At 30.0% G+C, this 22,016-nt stretch carries 20 protein-coding genes; 17 read left to right on the top strand and 3 right to left on the bottom strand.

Features of this window, described 5'->3' with window-relative positions; all coding sequences use genetic code 11:
• Positions 1 to 321 precede the first annotated feature (321 nt).
• A complete protein-coding gene (locus HF850_RS11625) occupies positions 322 to 720 on the bottom strand; it encodes an RNA-binding protein (RefSeq protein ID WP_169105610.1) in 399 nt (132 codons plus the stop codon).
• Positions 721 to 876: 156 nt separating this feature from the next.
• Between HF850_RS11625 and HF850_RS11620 the strand changes: the two genes are divergently transcribed.
• The 3 genes from HF850_RS11620 to HF850_RS11610 all read left to right on the top strand — a co-directional run bounded on the left by HF850_RS11620 (position 877) and on the right by HF850_RS11610 (position 3,091).
• A complete protein-coding gene (locus HF850_RS11620) occupies positions 877 to 1,029 on the top strand; it encodes a hypothetical protein (protein WP_169105609.1) in 153 nt (50 codons plus the stop codon).
• 184 nt (positions 1,030 to 1,213) lie between these two features.
• Entirely contained in the window at positions 1,214 to 2,155 is a 942-nt protein-coding gene (locus HF850_RS11615; protein ID WP_169105608.1) for an ROK family protein, read from the top strand.
• 237 nt (positions 2,156 to 2,392) lie between these two features.
• Positions 2,393 to 3,091: a hypothetical protein gene (locus HF850_RS11610; protein ID WP_169105607.1), complete on the top strand. Its 699-nt coding sequence runs from the start codon at positions 2,393 to 2,395 to the stop codon at positions 3,089 to 3,091.
• Positions 3,092 to 3,157: 66 nt separating this feature from the next.
• Here the strand turns inward: HF850_RS11610 and HF850_RS11605 are convergent, their stop codons facing one another.
• Positions 3,158 to 4,081 (bottom strand): winged helix-turn-helix transcriptional regulator, encoded by a 924-nt coding sequence (locus tag HF850_RS11605; protein WP_169105606.1) that lies wholly within the window; start codon positions 4,079 to 4,081, stop codon positions 3,158 to 3,160.
• Between the two features lie 204 nt (positions 4,082 to 4,285).
• On the opposite strand from HF850_RS11605, the gene HF850_RS11600 reads away from it, so the two are divergent.
• The 13 genes from HF850_RS11600 (at position 4,286) to HF850_RS11540 (ending at position 19,071) form a co-directional block, all read left to right on the top strand.
• The gene (locus HF850_RS11600) at positions 4,286 to 5,758 is read left to right on the top strand and encodes an alpha-N-arabinofuranosidase (RefSeq protein ID WP_169105605.1); all 1,473 of its coding nucleotides are present in this window, start codon (positions 4,286 to 4,288) and stop codon (positions 5,756 to 5,758) included.
• Positions 5,759 to 5,761: 3 nt separating this feature from the next.
• Positions 5,762 to 6,016 carry a DUF6171 family protein gene (locus HF850_RS11595; RefSeq protein ID WP_169105604.1) on the top strand — a complete coding sequence of 85 codons (255 nt, stop codon included), beginning with the start codon at positions 5,762 to 5,764 and terminating at the stop codon, positions 6,014 to 6,016.
• A gap of 146 nt (positions 6,017 to 6,162) precedes the next feature.
• Entirely contained in the window at positions 6,163 to 7,458 is a 1,296-nt protein-coding gene (locus HF850_RS11590; protein WP_169105603.1) for a glycoside hydrolase family 27 protein, read from the top strand.
• 549 nt (positions 7,459 to 8,007) lie between these two features.
• A complete protein-coding gene (gene speD, locus HF850_RS11585; RefSeq protein ID WP_347564432.1) occupies positions 8,008 to 8,823 on the top strand; it encodes an adenosylmethionine decarboxylase in 816 nt (271 codons plus the stop codon).
• 16 nt (positions 8,824 to 8,839) lie between these two features.
• A complete protein-coding gene (locus tag HF850_RS11580; RefSeq protein ID WP_243159476.1) occupies positions 8,840 to 10,339 on the top strand; it encodes an aminotransferase class I/II-fold pyridoxal phosphate-dependent enzyme in 1,500 nt (499 codons plus the stop codon).
• 216 nt (positions 10,340 to 10,555) lie between these two features.
• Positions 10,556 to 11,404, top strand: a complete 849-nt coding sequence (gene speE, locus HF850_RS11575; RefSeq protein WP_169105611.1) for a polyamine aminopropyltransferase — start codon at positions 10,556 to 10,558, stop codon at positions 11,402 to 11,404.
• 16 nt (positions 11,405 to 11,420) lie between these two features.
• Positions 11,421 to 12,620: a saccharopine dehydrogenase family protein gene (locus tag HF850_RS11570; protein ID WP_169105601.1), complete on the top strand. Its 1,200-nt coding sequence runs from the start codon at positions 11,421 to 11,423 to the stop codon at positions 12,618 to 12,620.
• 73 nt (positions 12,621 to 12,693) lie between these two features.
• Entirely contained in the window at positions 12,694 to 13,848 is a 1,155-nt protein-coding gene (gene nspC / locus HF850_RS11565) for a carboxynorspermidine decarboxylase (RefSeq protein ID WP_169105600.1), read from the top strand.
• A 73-nt stretch (positions 13,849 to 13,921) separates the two neighbouring features.
• Positions 13,922 to 14,767, top strand: a complete 846-nt coding sequence (gene speB, locus HF850_RS11560; protein ID WP_169105599.1) for an agmatinase — start codon at positions 13,922 to 13,924, stop codon at positions 14,765 to 14,767.
• A gap of 305 nt (positions 14,768 to 15,072) precedes the next feature.
• A complete protein-coding gene (locus HF850_RS11555) occupies positions 15,073 to 16,632 on the top strand; it encodes an alkaline phosphatase (protein WP_169105598.1) in 1,560 nt (519 codons plus the stop codon).
• Between the two features lie 81 nt (positions 16,633 to 16,713).
• Positions 16,714 to 17,883, top strand: a complete 1,170-nt coding sequence (locus HF850_RS11550; RefSeq protein WP_169105597.1) for a YibE/F family protein — start codon at positions 16,714 to 16,716, stop codon at positions 17,881 to 17,883.
• 112 nt (positions 17,884 to 17,995) lie between these two features.
• On the top strand, positions 17,996 to 18,478 hold the full coding sequence (locus HF850_RS11545; RefSeq protein ID WP_169105596.1) for an NAD(P)H-dependent oxidoreductase: 483 nt from the start codon (positions 17,996 to 17,998) through the stop codon (positions 18,476 to 18,478).
• A gap of 71 nt (positions 18,479 to 18,549) precedes the next feature.
• A complete protein-coding gene (locus HF850_RS11540; protein ID WP_169105595.1) occupies positions 18,550 to 19,071 on the top strand; it encodes a nitroreductase in 522 nt (173 codons plus the stop codon).
• A 191-nt stretch (positions 19,072 to 19,262) separates the two neighbouring features.
• Here the strand turns inward: HF850_RS11540 and HF850_RS11535 are convergent, their stop codons facing one another.
• Entirely contained in the window at positions 19,263 to 20,252 is a 990-nt protein-coding gene (locus HF850_RS11535; RefSeq protein WP_169105594.1) for a sugar kinase, read from the bottom strand.
• Positions 20,253 to 20,598: 346 nt separating this feature from the next.
• Between HF850_RS11535 and HF850_RS11530 the strand changes: the two genes are divergently transcribed.
• Positions 20,599 to 21,972 carry a cation:dicarboxylase symporter family transporter gene (locus HF850_RS11530; protein WP_169105593.1) on the top strand — a complete coding sequence of 458 codons (1,374 nt, stop codon included), beginning with the start codon at positions 20,599 to 20,601 and terminating at the stop codon, positions 21,970 to 21,972.
• Positions 21,973 to 22,016: the final 44 nt, after the last annotated feature.

Below are 22,016 nucleotides of genomic sequence, written 5' to 3'. Positions count from 1 at the left end.
GAGAGCCCAAATCTATGATTTGGTTGCTCGAACTTACTCAGCGAACGCAGTGAGTCGAGTTTCCTCATCAGAGAGCCCAAATCTATGATTTGGTTGCTCGAACTTACTCAGCGAACGCAGTGAGTCGAGTTTCCTCATCAGAGAGCCCAAATCTATGATTTGGTTGCTCGAACTTACTCAGCGAACGCAGTGAGTCGAGTTTCATATACATCTATTATACCCGAACATATATTCTTATAAAAGTGGAAAATTATACAAAAATAAAAGTGTAATAAATTAATTTTAGGCAGCTAGAAATTTAGCTGCCTGTGTACCATAAGATTAATGTTTAGAATTATTATTTCTAATATTACCATTATTCATCATCATGGTATTTCTATTCTGATTATTCAGCATAGGGTTTCGGTTCATACCCATATTAGGGCCATTCATAAGCATACTTAACAAAGGATTCATATTATTCATACCCATATTAGCATTATTAACAGGCATTGAATTATTATTCATGTTAGGATTCATTCCGTTATTCATACCCATAAACATATTCATAAGAGGATTTCCTCCCATCATGTTTTGGTTTATTCCTCCACCAAGTCCACCCATAAGAATATTTAATAAAGGATTTTCTCCCATTGGTGTGTTCATTCCACCTTGGTTGTTCATCATGCCACCCATGCCAGGAAATAAAGAGCTTAATAACATATTTAAAAGTGGATTCATTTTTTCACCTCATATTAAATTAGTATTTATTATAATCTATTGTCATATTGATTGAAACGATACAGAAAAGATTTAAAATAATTGATAAATTTTTATGAAGAGTTATGATTCGCCTATATGCAATAAATCGAAGGATGAATATTATGGGAAAATATAGTGTTTTATGAAGGCGGAGTATCATATAAAGAAAAATTATTAAAGCCAAAAGAGGTGATATATACCAAGCTTTTAAAGAGATATAATCTAATAAAAGAAGAGACAGTATTTATAGATGATACTGAGGAAAATGTGTTAAAGGCTAAATACTAGGTATTAACGGCATATTTAAAAAAAATAATCAGTATCTTAGTGAGGAATTAGAAAAATTTAATATTAATATCTAAAATGTTTACATAATTTTGCCTGTATAATTGTAACCATATACTTTAAATGATATAATATATTTATCTCGATAAATTAGTAAAATGTAAAAAATATAGTGAGGGGAATGGAAATGAATTATATCGGTGTTGATTTAGGGGGAACAAATATTGTTGTAGGTTTAGTTGATGAAAATGGTAAAATAATAAAATCACTTCATAGACCTACAGAAAAAGAAAGAGGAGTAGAACCTATTTTTGATGACATCTTTGATATGTGCAATGAGTTAATCAATGAATTTAAATTAGATAAGACTAATTTAAAAGGTGTTGGTATAGGTATACCAGGAACAATTGACGATAAAAATTGGGTAGTAGTATATTCAAACAATATCAGAATTGATAACTTTAATGTAAGAGAATATGCTAAAGGAAAATTAGATGCTGAAATAAGAATGGCTAATGATGCTGACTGTGCTGCACTTGGAGAAGTTGTTGCAGGAAACGCAAAAGGATGCTCAGATGCTGTTGTAGTTACTCTAGGAACTGGAGTAGGCGGTGGAATCATAATTGGTGGAAAAATATTTGCAGGATTCCATCCAGGTGGAGCAGAAATTGGTCATATAGTTATAGAAAAAGATGGAAGAGCATGTAGTTGTGGAAATCATGGATGTTTTGAAGCTTACTCATCTGCAAGCGCTTTAATTCTTGCTGCTAAAAAGAAAGCAGAAGAAAATAAAGACTCTCTTCTTTACAAATTAGTAGAAGGTAATTTAGAAAAAATGAATGCTAAAGTACCTTTTGATGCAGCACAAGCTGGAGATAAGGTTGGTCAAGAAGTTATTGAAGAATATTTAGACTACTTAGCAATAGGTATTGCTAACCTTATAAACATCTTTAAGCCAGAAGAAATTCTTTTAGGTGGCGGAGTATCTAAGCAAGAAGAAAACTTAACAGTTCCATTAACTGCAAAAGTTAAGGAGTTAGTTTATGGTGGAGATATGCCAACAGTTATAAAGGTTGCTAGTCTTGGAAATGATGCAGGATTAATTGGAGCAGCAATGCTTAATAAATAGTTGTTATAATACTATAAATTTATTTCGTTAATTTATTTATTAAAATCCTACAGTTTTATATTTTTAAAGCTGTAGGATTTCTTTTTACACTTTATCTAATGAGTGATAAAATCATATAGAGAATAGTATTAATTATATGTGGAAAATTTAATATATGATAATATTGGATTTTATATGTTTATAATAAATTTATAAATGCGAATAGGTGATTTATTATTAGGATAAGGAGATGTATAAATGAGTGATTTAAAAGATTTGAAAGATTTAACTAAAGCAAAAGCAGAAGAAGAAAGAAAAGTATTACAAGATAAAATAATAGAAAGACTTAAATCTATAAAAAGAGATGGAATAGATGATCTTATTAAATATCTTTTAGAAAGAACAGATTACTTTACAGCGCCAGCGTCTACAAAGTTTCATTCAAATTTTGATGGTGGGTTAGCATTTCATTCAAATAATGTAGTAGAACTTTTAATACAAAAGAATGAACAATATAAGCTTGGATTAAGCCTTGATACAATTTATCTTACTGGTTATTTACATGATTTATGCAAATGTAATATATACGAAAAGACTATGAGACTAAAGAAAGATGAAATGACTGGAAAGTGGATTGGATATGCTTCATATGAAATAAATGAAAATGTACCTTTAGGTCATGGTGAAAAGAGTGTTATTTTACTACAACAATTTGTAAAGCTTACACTTGAAGAATGCTTAATGATAAGATGGCATATGGGTGCATACATTCCTAAAGAAGACTATAGAGATTATAATAAAGCAATTGAAATGTATAAGTCTGTATTAGCATTTACCAATGCAGATGCAGAAGCTTCACATTTCTTAGAAGAAGTTAGAGAACCTGAATTGTACAAAATAGAAGAATATAATCAATTCGTAAAAGAAAGAGCAATGAGAAATAAAAATAAAGCATAATTTATACGAAAAAAGTATTGTGTGGAAAAAGAACTGCTAGAATCATAAGCAGTTCTTTTTGTTTAATTATTTTATCTCAGACGTATAAAAACTTTCAACTTTGATTGACTGATTATAATCTCCAAAATTCTTACCAAATAAAGTGAAGCCTCCAGGATTTTTGGTGTTTGTTGGAACAGAAAATTTAAAGGAAATTGTACTTGAATAATCAATATTTAAATCTTGTATAGTTGTTTCAGAAATTTTAAAACCTCCATCAATAAAAGTTCCTTTATCAGTAATAGAGAGTATTTTCAGCCTACCGTATTGATTACAGAAATCTGGCCACCAATCAGGATTGAACCTACCTTTTCTATCACCAAAATCACCAGGACTTACCCAAAAACCTAATGGAATATTATTTATTGAAAAATAGATATCAGATGGATAATCATTGTTAAAACCAGGACATTCAGAAGAGATTTCAAAGGAAATTTCTAGTTTAGTTATAAATTGTCCTGCAATTAAGTGATTTGGTAGATTGTATTCTACATAACCAGTTGTAAACCATAATATATCTGCATTAAAGTGATCTGGAAAAAAGAAATAACGTGGGTCATCAAATTCTCCAATTATTTCATTTGAAGTAGAAAGACCACATGTTGGCTCTATAGAACATGAAGAGTAATACCCAACGGAAATTTCATCAATATAAGATTTTTTTTCTGTATTCTGAGGAAGCAGATTAATAGTGATTATATCATGGACTGGTTTACAAATTTTCATTGAACCACGTTTTCCAGACATAGTATGTATTTCTATAAGTCCTGCCTCCTGAAGTTTTTTTATATGAAGAGATATGGCACTATTAGTAAGGTTCAGCATACTTGCTAAATCATTTAAATTTTTATCTCCATCTTCATAAATTATTTCCATAATTTTAAGCCTCATAGGAGCGCTTAAAGCTTTTATAACATTACTTGCATCTTTAAGTGAATTAAAATATAGCATAGATAATCCCCATTTCTAAAGAAAAATAAATTAAGTCTAAAAAATTATAAGTGCATTATAGTAAATATACATGAATTTGTAAAATTTAATTTCCAAAATATTATTGACTATACAATAAATGTATATTATATTTAAGATAAGTTCAATAAAAAATTTAATATTAAAGTAAATACTTAAATAAATGGAATGAGAGGGGAGCTTATTGTGAGTAAATTAGTAATTAATACACATAACAAAAAGGGAAAGATTAATAAAGAAATTTATGGGCATTTTTCTGAACATTTAGGAAGATGCATTTATGAAGGAATATATGTTGGAGAAAATTCACCTATACCCAATGTAAACGGTATGAGGAAAGATGTAGTACAAGCACTGAAAGAAATAAAAATTCCTGTTCTTAGATGGCCAGGTGGATGCTTTGCTGATGAATATCATTGGAAAGATGGTATAGGAGTAAAAGAAAATCGTAAGAAGATGATTAATACTCACTGGGGTGGAGTAGTTGAAGATAATAGTTTTGGAACACATGAATTTATGGAATTATGCAGACAGCTTGAATGTGAGCCTTATATAAATGGAAATCTAGGAAGTGGAACTGTTCAAGAAATGTCTGAATGGGTTGAGTATTTGACTTTTGATGGAGTTTCTCCTATGGCTGATGAAAGAAAGAAGAATGGACATGAAGAACCTTGGAAGGTAAAATTCTTTGGCGTAGGTAATGAAAACTGGGGTTGTGGAGGAAATATGACTCCTGAATTTTATGGAAATATGTATAGAAGATATCAAACATATTGCAGAAATTATGGGGATAATAAATTATTTAAAATAGCATGTGGACCTAATAGTGACGACTATGATTGGACAGAAGGTGTTATGAAGGTAGCAGCAAACTTTATGGATGGGCTTTCATTACATTACTATACAGTTCCAGGAGTATGGGACCATAAAGGATCTGCAACTGTATTTGATGATAATGAATGGTATGAAACTTTAAGAAAGACTTTATACATGGAAGAATTAATAGATAAGCATACTGAAATAATGAATAAGTATGACAAAGAAAAGAGAGTAGGATTAATAGTTGATGAATGGGGTGGCTGGTATGATGTAGAACCAGGTACTAATCCAGGATTCTTATATCAACAAAATACAATGAGAGATGCTATTATGGCTGGAATTAATTTGAATATATTTAATAAGCACTGTGATAGAGTTAAAATGGCCAATATAGCTCAAGTAGTAAATGTACTTCAATCAGTTGTATTAACTGAAGGAGAAAAGATGGTATTAACTCCTACTTACCATGTATTTAATATGTATAAGAACCACCAAGAGGCTACATTAGTAGATAGTTTTGTTGAAACAAAATCTATAGGAATAGAAGATAATATGGTTCCAAACTTAAGTGAATCAGCATCTATAGATGGACAAGGAAGATTAAATATTACATTAAATAACTTATCTATAACTGAAGATTATGATATTGAAGGAATAATTTTAGATAAGGATATTCATTGTGTAAAAGCTCAAATATTAACTAATGATATGAATGCTCATAACACTTTTGACAATCCAGATGTAGTAAAACCAGTTGAATTTACAGATTTTAAGGTTACAGAAAAGGGATTAAACTTTAAGATTCCAGCTTGTAGCGTAATAAGTTTTGTTGTGGAGTAGAGTATGAATCAAAGATACTGCAGAAAATGCTTATTAGATAAGGTTTTTGAAGAGGATGAGTATAAAAATCTTCAGGATTATTTGAGTAGTATAGATGAAGAAATAAAGACTGATGAATCTGAATATAAAAAAAGATTAGATATATGTACAAACTGTGATAATTTATTTAATGGCATGTGCAGAATTTGTGGCTGCTTTGTTGAAATGAGAGCGGCAGTAAAGAAAAACTATTGTCCAGATATTAAAAAATTATGGTAGAAAAGTAAATTAAAAAAGGTGATAAACTTAATATAATAAATTAAGTTTGTCACTTCTTTTAATATTTAAATTTATAAACTTTTATTCAGAAACAATAAAGCTGAAAAATAGAATTTAAATTTATTTCTGTAAAGTAAGTGATGAAAATGAATAAAAATGAGTTTGCTATAACACCACCTATGGGATGGAATAGTTGGGATGTTTATGGGGCAAGTGTTACAGAAGATGAAGTTAGAAAAAATGCAGAATATATGGCTGAAAATTTAAAGGAGTATGGATGGGAATATGTTGTAGTTGATATTCAGTGGTATGAACCTAAAGGAGAATCATGCTACTATAATGCATTTACTGAATTAAATATGGATGAATATTCTCGTCTTATTCCTGCTGAAAATAGATTTCCTTCATCTAAAGGAGGCAAAGGTTTTAAACCGTTAGCAGATTATATTCATGAACTTGGTTTAAAGTTTGGAATACACATAATGAGAGGAATACCAAGGCAGGCTGTTCATAATAATACTAAGATTTTAGGAACAGATGTTACAGCACGTGAAATTGCATCTACAGATTCAATTTGTAGATGGAATACAGATATGTATGGAGTTGATTCAAGGAAAAAGGGAGCTGCAGAATATTATGAATCATTGATAAAGCTCTATTCAGAGTGGGGAGTAGATTTTATAAAAATGGATGATTCATCTTGTGCAGAAATAGGTGATGTTCCTTATTTTGCTGGTGAAATAGAACTTATAAGAAAAGCAATTGATGAAAGTGGAAGAGAAATTGTACTTAGTCTATCTCCAGGGCCTACTTCTCTAGAATCAGCACAGCATGTTATGAAGAATGCTAATATGTGGAGGATGACAGGTGATTATTGGGACAGATGGAGTGACTTATATAATGAATTTGAAAAATGTAGAAAGTGGAGCATATACTCTGGTCCAGGTCATTGGCCAGATGCAGATATGCTTCCAATAGGTCGTCTTGGAATAAGAACAGATAAAAACGATAATTATGGTATTGGCAGAATGACTAGATTTACTAAAGATGAGCAGATAATGATGATTTCTTTATGGTGCATGTTTAGATCACCATTAATGATTGGAAGTGAATTGACTCAAATTGATGAGTGGACTTTGAGTTTGATTACTAATAGTGAAGTTTTAAAAATATTAAATGATTCACAAAATGGATATGAAGTTTATAGAAAAGATGATAAAGTAGTGTGGTTTGCAGAAGATAGGAATGGAAGTGTATATATAGGACTATTTAACTTGCGAGAAGTTAAAGAAAATATAGGTGTGGATTTAAAAGAATTAGGAATGGATGCGGTTTATATTGGCAGAGATTTATGGAGCCATGAGGACATAGGAAATATAAAAGATAAATTAGAATTTCAGATAAATCCACATAGTTGTAGATTGATAAAGTTATATAAATAAAACATTATATAATACCAAAATATAAAAATAGTCTATGTGGATGAGAGCACATAGGCTATTTCTATTCATTGAGAAAATTAGTGTTTTGACATTCTTAAAAATATATTTGTATTTTTGTTATAACTAAAAAGTATATATAAATAAATTAAATGATATTTACTACAAATATGGTTCTTAAAAAATATAAAAAAGTAAAAAATACTCATCTATTTTTTAAAATTATTATTGAAAAATAGAAAAATACTATATAAAGAGTTATAAAGTATACAAGAAAGAATCATTTTTAGGGGTGATTTTGTAATATTATAAAAAAATAACAAAACTGCAAGTTGAGTTATATTCAGCGTTTTAGCCTTTTGTTTTCAAAAATATAAAAAATAATAACAAAAATAGTAGCATTTTTGTAATAAATATAGTAAAATGTACAATGTTGTTAAATAGAAAAACTAAACTTTAAGTTAAGTAATATTAAGGTTATAAATACTAAACTTAAAAAATAGTATATAGTAATATAAGCAGAAAGATAAAGGTATATTAATAAGAAAGGCTGTGATGTTAGGGTTGGAAAATAAGTTGAAGTTATATGGCTTTAACAATCTCACCAAAACACTTAGCTTTAACATCTATGATGTATGCTATGCGAAAAGTGAGCGAGAACAGAAGGATTATATTGCATATATAGATGAGCAGTATAATTCCGAAAGACTTACAAAAATTTTATGTGATGTAACAGATATAATAGGGGCTCATGTTCTAAATATATCAAAACAAGATTATGAACCTCAGGGAGCAAGCGTTACTATTTTAATAGCAGAAGAGGCGATGATAGGAAGGCTTAGCGAAGATGATAAAAATGCTATAACAATTGCTGATAAAAATGAAACTGTTGTAGCTCATTTGGATAAAAGTCATGTCACTGTGCATACTTATCCAGAGTATCATCCACAGAATGCAATAGCTACGTTTCGTGTAGATATTGACGTGTCAACATGTGGTGAAGTATCTCCACTAAATGCTCTAAATTATCTTATAGGCAGTTTTGATTCAGATATTATCACTATGGATTATAGAGTACGTGGATTTACAAGAGATGTTGATGGTAAAAAATTATTTATAGATCATAATATTACATCAATTCAAGACTATATTGATGCTGAAACATTAAAAAAATATGATGCTATGGATATTAATGTTTATCAGTCAAATCTATTTCATACTAAGATGTTAATTAAAGAAATGGAATTACAAAATTATCTGTTTAACAGAGATGTTTATGAAATAAGGCCTAAGGAAAGGCTGGAAATAGAAAAGAATTTGAGACAAGAAATGATAGAAATTTTTAGTGGGACAAATATTTATTCATAGGAAGGTGATTTTAGAAATGGATGAGAAAAAAGAAAGCATGGATTTTAATGATAAACATTCTAAGGCACCTATTTATGAAGCACTTATTAACTATAAAAAAGCAAGGGTAGTTCCTTTTGATGTTCCAGGGCATAAGCAGGGGCGAGGAAATCCAATGCTTAAAGATTTTTTAGGAGAACAATGTTTATCTGTAGATGTTAATTCAATGAAACCTCTTGATAACTTATGTCATCCTACATCAGTTATAAAAGAGGCAGAAGAGCTTGCAGCAGATGCTTTTAAATCAAAACATGCATTTTTAATGGTAAATGGAACTACATCAGCTGTACAAGCTATGGTTATGAGTGTCTGTAAAAAAGGCGAAAAGATAATAATGCCTAGAAATGTTCATAGAAGTGCAATTAATGCTTTAGTAATAAGTGGTGCTGTTCCAGTTTATATAAATCCAGGAGTAAATAAAAAATTAGGAATACCTCTTGGAATGAAAGTTGAAGATGTTGAAAGAGCAATTAAAGAAAATCCAGATGCAAAAGCAGTTTTAGTAAACAATCCAACTTATTATGGAATATGTTCAGATTTAAAAAGAATTACAGAAATAGCACATGCTCATGGAATGTATGTACTTGTAGATGAGGCACATGGAACACATTTTTACTTTGGTGAAAATATGCCTATATCAGCTACAGCAGCAGGTGCTGATATGGCTGCTGTAAGCATGCATAAAACAGGAGGATCCTTAACTCAAAGTTCATTTTTACTTTTGAATTGTGATTTAAATGTTGGGTATGTAAGACAGATAATAAACTTAACTCAAACTACCAGCGGATCGTATCTATTAATGTCTTCTCTTGATTTGGCTAGAAGAGATCTTGTACTTAATGGTAAAGAAATATTTAACAAGGTCACAAGATTAGCAGAATATGCAAGGCATGAGATAAATAAGATTGGTGGATATTATGCTTATTCAGAGGAACTTATAGATGGTAATGAAGTTTTTGATTTTGATAAAACAAAACTTTCTATATTTACAAGAGACATTGGACTAGCTGGAATAGAAGTTTATGACCTTCTTAGAGATGAGTATGGAATTCAAATTGAATTTGGAGATATAACAAATATACTAGCTATAATTTCAGTTGGAGACAGAGAACTTACTCTTGAAAGGCTTATATCAGCACTTTATGAAATAAAGAGATTATATTCAAAGGATAAAGCAGGAATGTTTGATCATGAATATATAAATCCAGAAGTTATATGTACTCCACAGGATGCATTTTATTCAGAGAAGGTTTCAATTCCTATGAATGAGAGTGACGGAAGAATATGTGCAGAATTTGTTATGTGTTATCCACCAGGTATTCCTATATTAGCACCAGGTGAAAAGATAACAAGAGAAATTCTAGATTATATAGAATACGCAAAAGAAAAGGGATGCCTTCTTACAGGAACAGAAGATATAAAGATTGAAAATATTAATGTCTTAGTGGAGGAGGAAGTACTTGCAGTTAACAGTTAACAATTAACAGTTTGAGTTGGGAGTTATCAGTGTTTAGTTTAGTGATTTGATAAAATTAAGTGTTTAATTTTGAATTATTATTTAAATATTAGTGTGGAAAATGTGAAAGTTATAAACAATAATTAACAAATATATACTTGCATATTGTGGAAAACTAATTTTAGATGTTGATAACTTTTGATATTTTAAATGTTATTATGCAATGAAAATATAGATATGGAATTATGGTATACAGAACAACATACTAAAAATGTAAGATTTTCTATAAAAGTAGATAAGGAATTATATAGTGAACAAACTGAATTTCAAAGAATAGATATTCTTGAATCAAAAGAATTTGGAAGGTTCTTTACACTTGATGGACTTATGATGGTAACTGAAAAAGATGAATTTATTTATCATGAAATGATAGTACATGTTCCTATGGCAGTAAATTTAAATATTAAAAAAGTTTTAGTAATTGGTGCTGGAGATGGTGGTACTATACGTGAACTAACTAAATATAAGACCATAGAAAAAATAGACATGGTTGAAATTGATAAAAGAGTAGTTGAGGTATGTAAAGAATATCTTCCTCAGACAGCATGTAAGCTAGATGATGAAAGAGTAAATATATTTTATCAAGATGGATTAAAGTTTGTTCGTGGAAAAGAAAGTGAATATGACCTTATTATAGTAGATTCAACTGATCCATTTGGACCAGGAGAAGGACTTTTCACTAAAGAGTTTTATGGAAACTGTTATAAAGCATTAACAGAAGAAGGCATATTAGTTAATCAGCATGAGAGTCCATATTATGCGGATTATGCAAAAGCTATGAAAGATGCTCATGAAAAGATACAAGGAATATTCAAGGTACATAAAGTCTATCAAGCCCATATTCCAACGTATCCTTCTGGACATTGGTTATTTGGATTTGCATCTAAAAAATATGATCCAATTAAGGATATTAATGCTGACGAATGGAACAAGCTTGACTTAAGGACAAGCTATTATAATACAGAATTACATTTGGGATGCTTTGCATTACCAACATACGTAAAAAAACAGTTGAAAATTGATTAGATGGGGGATGTTTAAAATGGGAAGAGCTTTAATAATTGGTGCAGGTGGAGTTGCAAGTGTTGCAGTTCATAAGTGTTGTCAAAATTCAGAGGTGTTTGAAGAAATATGTATTGCAAGTAGAACATTATCTAAGTGTGATGCATTAAAAGAAAAATTACAAGGTGGAAAAACTAAGATACAAACAGCAAAGGTTGATGCTGATAATGTAGATGAATTAATAGCATTAATTGAAAAATTTAAACCAGATGTTGTTATTAATCTTGCACTTCCATATCAAGACTTAACAATAATGGATGCATGTTTAGCTACTAAGGTTCACTATGTTGATACAGCAAACTATGAACCACTTGATACAGCTAAATTCGAATATAAATGGCAATGGGCTTATAGAGAAAAGTTTGAAAAGGCAGGAATAACAGCTTTACTTGGAAGTGGATTTGATCCAGGAGTTACAGGTGTATTCAGTGCTTATGCTCAAAAACATTATTTTGATGAAATTAATTATATAGATATAGTTGATGCAAATGCTGGAGATCATGGATATCCATTTGCTACTAACTTTAATCCTGAAATAAATATAAGAGAAATTACTGCAAAGGGAAGCTACTGGGAAGATGGAAAATGGGTTGAAACTGAACCATTAGAATTAAAACAGGTTTATGATTTACCACAAATAGGACCAAAGGATATATATTTACTTCATCATGAAGAATTAGAATCTTTAGGACAAAATATCAAGGGGATTAAGAGAATAAGATTCTGGATGACATTCTCTGAGAAATATTTAACTCACTTAAAAGTTCTTGAAAATGTAGGTATGACTTCAATTGAACCAATTGAATTTGAAGGACAAAAAATAGTACCATTACAATTCTTAAAAGCAGTATTACCAGATCCAGCATCACTTGGACCAAGAACTAAAGGTAAGACTAATATAGGATGTATATTCCAAGGAAAGAAAGATGGAAAAGACAGAACTTATTATGTTTATAATGTATGTGACCATCAAGAATGTTATAAGGAAGTTGGTTCTCAAGCAATATCATATACTACAGGAGTTCCAGCTATGATTGGCGCAAGCATGATATTAAAAGGATTATGGAATAAACCAGGGGTTCATAACATAGAAGAATTTGATCCAGATCCATTCATGGAAGAACTAAATAAGTGGGGATTACCTTGGGTAGAAGATTTTAACCCAACACTTTTAAAATAATTTATATATGAAATTGAGTGCTGCTATGATTTTAGAAACATGGCAGCATTTATTTAAGAAAGTAGGAAGATAATTGTTTAGTAATATTGATATAAATAAATTGCCATCACCATGCTATTTGGTTGATGAAAGATTATTAGAAAAGAATCTTAAGGTTTTAGATTATGTTCAACAGAAAAGTGGAGCTAATATAATTTTGGCATTAAAGGGATTTTCAATGTTCTCAACATTTCCTTTAGTTGCTAAGTATTTAAAAGGTGTTACATCTAGTTCACTATTTGAAGCAAAACTTGGATATGAAGAGATGGGAAAGCAAGTACATATTTACGCAGCTGCTTATAGAGAAGATGAGTTTGATGAAATAATGAAATATTGTGACCATATTGTTTTTAATTCATTTAACCAGTGGAAACTTTATAGGGATAAAATTAAGAAATATAATACTGAAAATAATAAGAAAATTGAATGTGGAATAAGAATAAATCCTGAGTATTCAGAAATAGAAACAGATATATATAATCCATGCTTTAAGAATTCAAGAATGGGAGTTACTTTAGAAAACTTTGAAGAGGATGAGCTTGAAGGAATAGATGGGTTGCATTTTCATACAATGTGTGAACAGAATTCAGATACATTAGAGCGTACGCTAAAAGTGGTTGAAGATAAGTTTGGAAAATATCTTTATAAAATGAAATGGCTTAACTTTGGTGGTGGACATCATGTTGCCAAAAGTGGCTACGATGTGGAAAAGCTTATTAACTGTATAAATTATATGAAAGATAAATATGATGTTGATATTTATCTTGAACCAGGTGAAGGAGTTGCTATAAATACAGGATTTTTGGTTGCAACTGTGTTAGATGTTATAAAAAATGGAATGAATATAGCTATATTAGATACTTCTGCTGCATGTCATATGCCTGATGTACTAGAAATGCCTTACAGACCAGAAATAATTAATAGTGGAAAACCTGATGAATACGAATATACTTATAGACTTGGAGGGCCTACTTGCCTAGCTGGGGATATAATTGGGGATTATTCATTTAAGGAACCATTAAAGGCTGGGGATAAATTAATTTTTTGTGATATGGCCCATTATTCTATGGTTAAAAATAATACTTTTAATGGGATAAATCTGCCTGCTATTATTAAGTATAGTGAAAAAAATGGAGTAGAAGTAATAAGAGAGTTTAAATATGAAGACTTTAGAAACAGGCTTTCTTAGATGATTAAGTAGTTTGAATAATTGAGATAAGGTAAAAAATTCGTATAAAAAATAGCTATTATGGGGGTAATTAATGAATAAGAATATTGAAACATTTATAGGATGTGATAATAATTATAATGAATCAAAGATTGTAATTTTTGGTGCACCATTTGATTCAACAACATCCTTTAGGCCAGGAACTAGATTTGCAAGTAAGGCTATGAGAAGTGAGTCTTTTGGAATAGAGACATACAGTACTTATCAAGATAAAGACTTAGAAGATATATGTGTTTTTGATGGAGGAGACCTAGAACTTCGATTTGGAAGTCCTGAAAGTGCATTAAGTGATATTGAGGAGTTTACATCAAAAATAGCAAAAGATAAAAAAATTCCTTGTATGATAGGTGGAGAACATCTTGTTACTTTAGGTGCATTTAGAGCTGTAGCAAAGGAATATCCAGATATACATGTGATGCATTTTGATGCACATGCTGATTTAAGAGATGAATATTTAGGTCAGGAATTATCTCATGCAACAGTAATGCATAGAGTTTGGGATATAGTTGGAGATGATAGAATATTTCAATTTGGAATAAGATCTGGAGATAGAAGTGAGATTTATTGGGGAAAAGATCATGTATTCACAAACAAATTTAATTTTAATAGATTGGAAGAGGTTGTTGAAAAATTAAAAGATAAGCCTGTATATTTCACAATTGATTTAGATGTTTTAGATCCTTCAGTATTTCCAGGGACAGGAACACCAGAAGCGGGAGGAGTTACATTCATGGAATTGTTAGGTGCAATTCTTAAAGTTTCTAAACTTAATATTGTAGGAATGGATGTAAATGAATTAAGTCCTATATATGATCAAAGTGGAAGCTCAACAGCAACAGCATGTAAGGTGTTACGTGAATTGCTTTTAGCAGTATATTAAGTAAAGATTTATAGTGAAAAAGCTTAGCATTAGTAGTTTAAAATTACTGTGTTAAAGCTTTTTTATTTTTAACATTATTTCTAAAGGTTGAAGTTTCTCTTTAGTGATTATTTTAGAATTAAATAATATGGGTTAAGTAAGAGTTAAATTAAGCTTATATATTAAAGGTATTTTTTAATATAGGAGCTTAATTAATTTTAACAATTATTTTACATTTTTTTACTTTATCATAAAGGGCACTTAACAAAATCAATATATATTAATGTTATAGAAAAAAATAATATTATTAGGAGGTAATGTTAAGAATGAATAAAACTGCAAGAAAAATAATTTTAGGAATACTAACTTTAGCAATAGTAAGTGGTATTGGATATAATCTAAATTCAAGAGTTAATACAATTAATCAAAAGGTAAGTGCGTCAGTATCTCAAAATTATGAAGGGAAAAAGCCTAAATATATTTTTATGTTTATTGGTGATGGAATGAGTTTTCCTCAAATTCAAGTTACAGAATATTTTAATGGTGTAAAAAGTAAAGGACCCATTAATGCAAGTCAAGGAAATTATCCTACTAATGAAAAACTTTCTTTTATGAATTTTCCAGTAACAGGAACAGTAACAACTTATGATTCTACATCACTGTGTCCAGATTCAGCATCTACTGCAACTTCACTTTCAACAGGAAACAAAACGTTAAGTAGTGTAATAAATATGGATGAAACTAAAACAAAGTCATACGAAACTATAACTGAAAAATTAAAGAAACAGTTAGGATATAAAATAGGAATAGTATCTTCTGTAAATATAGACCATGCGACACCTGGAGCATATTATGCTCATGTACCTGCAAGAAGTAAATATTATGATATGGGGCTTCAATTAGTTGATAGTGATTTTGATTATTTTGCAGGTGGTAAATTTCTATCTGATGATTCTAAAGAAGTAAAAGAACAAGGGAAGCCTAAAATTGCTGATTTAGCAAAGGAGAAGGGATATAAGATAGCAGATACTAAAGAAGAAATTACAAGTTTAAAGAAAGGTGATGAGAAAGTTATTGCTATTTGCCCTGAAAATGAAGTTGAAAAGGAGAGTGGAGCATTAAAATATAGTATAGATAGAGATGAAAGTGAATTATCATTAGCTGATTATACTAAAAAGGGGATTGAATTATTAAATAATGATACTGGATTTTTTATGATGGTTGAAGGAGGAAAGATTGACTGGGCTGGTCATGCTAATGATGCAGCAAGTACTATAAATGAAGTTAATTCATTCAACGATGCAGTGCAAGAAGCTATAGATTTTTATAATGAGCATCCAGATGAAACACTTATATTAGTAACTGGTGACCATGAAACTGGTGGACTTACACTAGGTTTTGCAGGTACAAATTATGAGACTTATTTACAAAACTTATCCAATCAGAAATTATCGTATACTGACTTTGATAGGTATATAGCTAAATATAGGGAAAATAAGACTTCATTTGATGATGCTATGAAAGATGTAGAAAGATTATTCGGATTAAAAAGAGCTGGAAGTGCAGGAGATTCTACTAAGGGAGGAATGGTATTAACTTCTGAAGAAGAGGCAAGGATTAAAGCATCATATGAAAAAAGCATGACTGCAAAAGAGGATAGGAAATTAGATCAAAATGAAACAGTAATGTATGGGTCTTATGAACCATTTTCAGTAACTCTTACACATATACTAAATAATAAATCAGGAGTATCATACAGTTCATACAGTCATACAGGAATACCTGTTGCATTAATGGCTAAAGGGGTTGGTCAGGAAATGTTTAATGGATATTATGACAATACAGATGTATTTAAGAAGTTAAAAGAAATAACAAAAGTTGATTAGTATAAAGGAGTTTTCTAAATAAAAATATTATATTTAAAGGGGGATTAAATATAATATTATTTCTATAAAGAGGAGAATAGAATGTTAAAAGATACTAATAGGCGCAATACGATTCCAGTGATAATAACATTAATTTTTATAGTAATAATGATGATATTACCTGATCAATTTCCACAGAAGATATATGAAAATACAGAGAGGGTAAGTGCGAGAATAATTTCAACTGATGAGACCTTTATAATAGAAAATGGACTTATAAAGACAGGAGAACAATTATGTGATGTAGAAATTCTTCAGGGAAAGTTTAAGGGGAAGACAATTACAGCTACTAACAGGTTATCTGGATCACTTGAACAAGATAAAATATTCAGTGAAGGAGATAAGGCCTTGGTAACTGTAGATTATACAGATAATGAAATGCGGGTTGTAACACTGGTAGACCATTATAGGATAAATTATGAGATATTGCTTACTTTCATATTTATAATATTTCTAATAGGATTTTCAGGAGCGGTTGGTATTAAGGCAATACTTTCTTTTATATTTACGATACTTGCCATGTGGAAGATACTAATTCCAATGTTTTTGAAGGGGTATAATCCAGTTGTGGTAGGAATATTAATTACAATTATACTTACAAGTGTGATAATTGGATTGGTTTATGGTATAGACAAAAAGTCATTGGCAGCAATATTAGGTGCATTATCAGGAAGCTTAGTAACTTGTTTTTTATCATTATATTTTGTAAGCAAGTTTAAAATTCATGGTGCTGTTATTCCATATTCTGAGACACTTTTATATTCAGGATATGAAAGTTTAAATTTAACTAAAATTTTTATATCAAGCATATTTATAGCATCATCTGGTGCAGTGATGGATGTGGCTGTGGATATAACATCAGCTGTAGCAGAAGTTATAAATAAAAAGCCTAATATTACAAAGAAAGAAGCTGTAAAATCAGGAATTACTATTGGACGATCAATTATGGGAACTATGATGACAACACTTTTACTGGCATATTCAGGAGGCTATATAGGATTACTTATGGTATTTACTGCTCAAGGAACACCAATAATTAATATATTAAACTTAAAATATGTATCAGCAGAAATACTTCATACATTAATAGGAAGTTTTGGACTTATTACTGTAGCACCTTTTACTGCTATAACAAGTGGGATATTGCTTACAGAAAGATCTAAAAGTACAGTAAAATGCTCTAAAAAGGTATTAAAATTAGAAAATTATTAAAGGGGGATTTGATAGATGATAATTGATTAATTGTCATCTATTTTCTTTGGTGATAAGATCATTATATGTAAAAAAATACTAAAAGATTAGTGATATAAATGGAGGGGTTGTAATGAAAATATCAATAGTATATAGTAGTAGAACTGGAAAAACAGAAAGAGTTGCAAAATTAATAGAAGATGGAGTTAAGAGAGTAGAAGGAATTGAAGTTAAATCTATGAGTTTAGAAAATATAGATAAAGAATTTGTTAATGATTCAGATGGAATTATCTTTGGAACACCAACTTATTATGCGAATATTTCCTGGGAATTAAAGAAGTGGATAGATGAATCAAATGGATATAAATTAGAAGGAAAATTAGGTGCATGTTTTGCTACTGCAAACAGTATTGCTGGAGGCGCAGATGTGGCCTTGCTTTCAATAATAAATCAAATTATGGTAAAAGGTATGATGGTTTATTCAGGAGGAACAGCATTTGGAAAACCTAAGACTCATTTAGGATATGTTCATATAAATGAAATTTCTGAAAATGAAGATGAAAATGCAAGAATATTTGGTGAGAGAATAGCTAAGAAAGTAAAACAAATATTTTAATTGTAGCTTATTATTACGATATGATATATTATAAGGATATAAATTTTTAATATGCGAAAGAGGTGTTATTTATGAACGAAGTTTTAAATAATATTTTAACAAGAAGAAGTATAAGAAAATTTAAGCCAGAACAAATTAAAGATGAAGAATTAGACTTAATCTTAAAAGCAGCTATATATGCTCCAAGTGGTATGAATAAGCAATCTTGGAAGTTTACTGTACTTCAAAATAAAGAAAAGATAGAAGTACTTGCAAAAGTAGTAAGAGAAAAATTAGGTCGTAATGAAGGGTATAATTTTTATGCACCACCAACATTAATTTTAGTATCTAATGATAGAGAGAATTCAAATGGCTTAGCTGACAGTTCTTGCGCATTAGAAAATATTTTCTTAATGGCTAATTCATTAGGTATAGGTTCATGTTGGATTAATCAGCTTAAAACTATATGTGATGAAAAAGAAGTAAGAGAATTACTAAATGAATTTGAAATTCCTGAAAATCATATTGTATGGGGAATGGCTTCTATAGGATACCCAGATCAAGAAGGAATAGTTAAGGAAAGAAAAGAAGGAACAATTAAAATAATAAAATAGATAGATTTTAGTTTTTAAAATTTAATGAATTTTAATGATTTATATCTTAGAAAGCAAAGGAACTGCTCACTTATTAATTATTATAGCCGTTCCTTTTTTCTATATTAGAATTAGTTGAGAAAATTAACCAAAAAGAATACCTGGGAATTTGAAACAGGTATCCTTTTCTAATATATTGTTAAGGTGTATATTTATCTGCTTACTTTTCCTGAACCATCACCATTCATAAGATTTATAACTTCATCTGTGGTTGAAAGGTTTACATCGCCATTTATACTATATTTCAAGCATGAGCCAGCAGTAGCATATTCAATTATATCTTGTTTTGAAAATTCAGAAGTAATAGCATAAATTAATGAGGCACCAAATGCATCTCCACCACCTATATTATCTGCTATGTGAATATTATATTTTTTAGATTTATAAGCTTTTTCACCATCATGTAATAATGCCATCCAGTCTACATCTTCAGCAGTAAATCTATTTCTTAAAATTACACATGAATATTTTAAATCATATTTTTTTACCATTTCTTTTAGTAAAGTTTCTACATCTTTAGCTCCATTAGAAGCTATAGTCATTTCAACTTCTTCAATACTTCCATAACTTACATCACAGTATTGTAAAAGGTCAAGCATAGATTTACTGAATTCTTCAACTCCCCATAAGTTTTCTCTGTAATTTAAGTCAACACTTACTGTTAATCCGTGTTTTTTAGCAGCTTTTACAGCATCTAATGTGATTTGAGCACATTCAGGTGAAAGTGCTGGAGTAATTCCTGAAAAGTGGAACCATTCAGCATCTTTAAATATTTTGTCCCAGTTAAAATCATTTCTTTTAGCTGTTGCTATTGCAGAATCTTTTCTATCATAAACAAGTTTGGCTGGCCTTTGAGATTCACCATTTTCACAGAAATAGAGGCCCATTCTATTACCACCACGCACTATATCTCTAGTATCAACACCATATTTTCGTAGTTCATTAATTGCACATTGAGCTATAGGGTTATCAGGAAGTTTTGTTACATAGCTTGTTTCTTTTCCAAAAGTAGCAAGGGAAGCAGATACATTTGCTTCACTTCCACCATAGAATGCATTAAATTGTTTTGCTTGAGAAAATCTATTATATCCATCTGGTGAAAGCCTTAGCATAATTTCACCTAATGTCACTATTTTACCCATTAAAAATCACTCCTTTAATAAATTAAATATACATTTATTTTTATTGTTAACGTGTTCAAAGTGTTATATGTTAAGTATAAACTAGATAAATGTAAAAATAAACCTTATTTTTAAAATAAAGGGTTGTAAGTTGTTACAAAAATTATTTTAATGAATATTAAAAAATATTTAAAACATAATAAATAATGAATATTGAATTTGTTAATTTTTTATAAAATTATAGTGATTAATATATGTATGGTAAATATTTATATTGACTTAATCTGATAGGAATGATAAGATATAAAAATGTTGAATAAAACATAGTAAAAAGATAGGAATTATAAGAACAATAGAGGAGATAATGATGAATAGTACGTTTTTTACAGAATTTTTGATGATTACCAGTTTTCTTCCAATAATATTCATAGCAATATTATTGGCAATATTCTGTGGAATAAGAGTTATGGAAAAGAAAAAAGTTAAATTTTCCAAACGTATGATAGCAGCTACTGTAATAGGGTTATTATTAGGATTACTAATACAACTTGTTGCTAAATTCCCAGAAGATACTACAAATATAGCATGGATAAATGAAACTATAAAATGGTATGGCTTAGTTGGATACGGCTTTATGGATTTATTAAAGATGCTTGTAGTTCCATTAGTATTCTTTTCAATATTAAGAGTTATTATTAACATGAAAGGTGACCAAAACCTAGGTAAACTTACTTCAAAGTCACTATTTATGCTTCTTGGCACAGCAGCATTAGCAGCTATAGTAGGAATAGTTGTAGGAAACTTATTTAAACTTGGAGTTGGAGAAGTAGCAGTAACATCTCAAAGTCAAATGAAGGAAATAAAACCGGTTGTAGATACTTTAAGAGAACTTTTACCATCTAATCCGGTAAAAGCTATGGCAGATGCTAATATAGTTGGTGTTGTAATATTTGCAGCATTTATTGGCATAGCAATAAAGAGACTTAGCAAAAAGTATGCAGATGTTGTTCAACCAATGGTTGATTTAACAGAAGCTTTATATAAGATAATGACTAGTGTAGCAATGACAGTAATTAAATTTATGCCATATGCTGTAGTAGCATTACTTGCTAATACAATTGCTGGAAGAGGATTACCAGCAATAATAAGTGTTCTAAAGTTTATAGCAGCTACATATGTAAGTATTATAATAGTATTTATAATTCACCTTATCATAGTTGCAGCAAATGGATTAAATCCAATAAAGTACATAAGAAATGTTGCAGAACCATTAATTTTAGCATTTACTTCACGTTCAAGTTTAGGAACTCTTCCAGTTACAATAGAAGCTTTAACTAATAAAGTAGGAATTGATGACGGGGTTTCTAGTTTTGTAGGTAGCCTTGGTGCTAACATGGGTATGAACGGATGTGCTGCAATTTATCCAGCACTTATGGCTGTAACAATTGCAAATATGTCTGGAACACCAATGGATTTTAGTTTCTATGGAATGCTTTTAGTTATTATAGTAATAAGTTCCCTTGGAATAGCAGGACTTCCAGGAACAGCAACAATGGCTGTATCTGTTGTAATTTCAGGTATGGGTATGGGAGCGTTTTTCCCAATGGCAGGAGGAATTCTTGCAATAGATCCAATTTTAGATATGGGACGTACAATGATAAACGTTGATGGATCTATGGTAGCAGCAGTTGCAGTTGCAAAGAGCACTGGTGCATTAGATAAAGAAAAATTTAATAGTTAAAAATAGAAAAGTATAAGAGCCCAGCATGAAACTCATGCTGGGCT

The organism is Clostridium sp. SM-530-WT-3G, assembly GCF_012843905.1.
Classification (GTDB): Bacteria; Bacillota; Clostridia; order Clostridiales; family Clostridiaceae; genus Clostridium.
The sequence above is the reverse complement of the archived record's forward strand: the minus strand, read 5'-3'. Positions and strand labels throughout refer to the sequence as shown.

Excerpts from the sequence above, each read along its gene's own strand:
- HF850_RS11625 (WP_169105610.1), bottom strand. The coding sequence starts at position 720 with ATGAATCCACTTTTAAATATGTTATTAAGCTCTTTATTTCCTGGCATG.
- HF850_RS11615 (WP_169105608.1), top strand. The coding sequence starts at position 1,214 with ATGAATTATATCGGTGTTGATTTAGGGGGAACAAATATTGTTGTAGGT.
- HF850_RS11610 (WP_169105607.1), top strand. The coding sequence starts at position 2,393 with ATGAGTGATTTAAAAGATTTGAAAGATTTAACTAAAGCAAAAGCAGAA.
- HF850_RS11605 (WP_169105606.1), bottom strand. The coding sequence starts at position 4,081 with ATGCTATATTTTAATTCACTTAAAGATGCAAGTAATGTTATAAAAGCT.
- HF850_RS11595 (WP_169105604.1), top strand. The coding sequence starts at position 5,762 with ATGAATCAAAGATACTGCAGAAAATGCTTATTAGATAAGGTTTTTGAA.
- HF850_RS11590 (WP_169105603.1), top strand. The coding sequence starts at position 6,163 with ATGAATAAAAATGAGTTTGCTATAACACCACCTATGGGATGGAATAGT.
- HF850_RS11580 (WP_243159476.1), top strand. The coding sequence starts at position 8,840 with ATGGATGAGAAAAAAGAAAGCATGGATTTTAATGATAAACATTCTAAG.
- speE (WP_169105611.1), top strand. The coding sequence starts at position 10,556 with ATGGAATTATGGTATACAGAACAACATACTAAAAATGTAAGATTTTCT.
- HF850_RS11570 (WP_169105601.1), top strand. The coding sequence starts at position 11,421 with ATGGGAAGAGCTTTAATAATTGGTGCAGGTGGAGTTGCAAGTGTTGCA.
- speB (WP_169105599.1), top strand. The coding sequence starts at position 13,922 with ATGAATAAGAATATTGAAACATTTATAGGATGTGATAATAATTATAAT.
- HF850_RS11555 (WP_169105598.1), top strand. The coding sequence starts at position 15,073 with ATGAATAAAACTGCAAGAAAAATAATTTTAGGAATACTAACTTTAGCA.
- HF850_RS11550 (WP_169105597.1), top strand. The coding sequence starts at position 16,714 with ATGTTAAAAGATACTAATAGGCGCAATACGATTCCAGTGATAATAACA.
- HF850_RS11545 (WP_169105596.1), top strand. The coding sequence starts at position 17,996 with ATGAAAATATCAATAGTATATAGTAGTAGAACTGGAAAAACAGAAAGA.
- HF850_RS11540 (WP_169105595.1), top strand. The coding sequence starts at position 18,550 with ATGAACGAAGTTTTAAATAATATTTTAACAAGAAGAAGTATAAGAAAA.
- HF850_RS11535 (WP_169105594.1), bottom strand. The coding sequence starts at position 20,252 with ATGGGTAAAATAGTGACATTAGGTGAAATTATGCTAAGGCTTTCACCA.
- HF850_RS11530 (WP_169105593.1), top strand. The coding sequence starts at position 20,599 with ATGAATAGTACGTTTTTTACAGAATTTTTGATGATTACCAGTTTTCTT.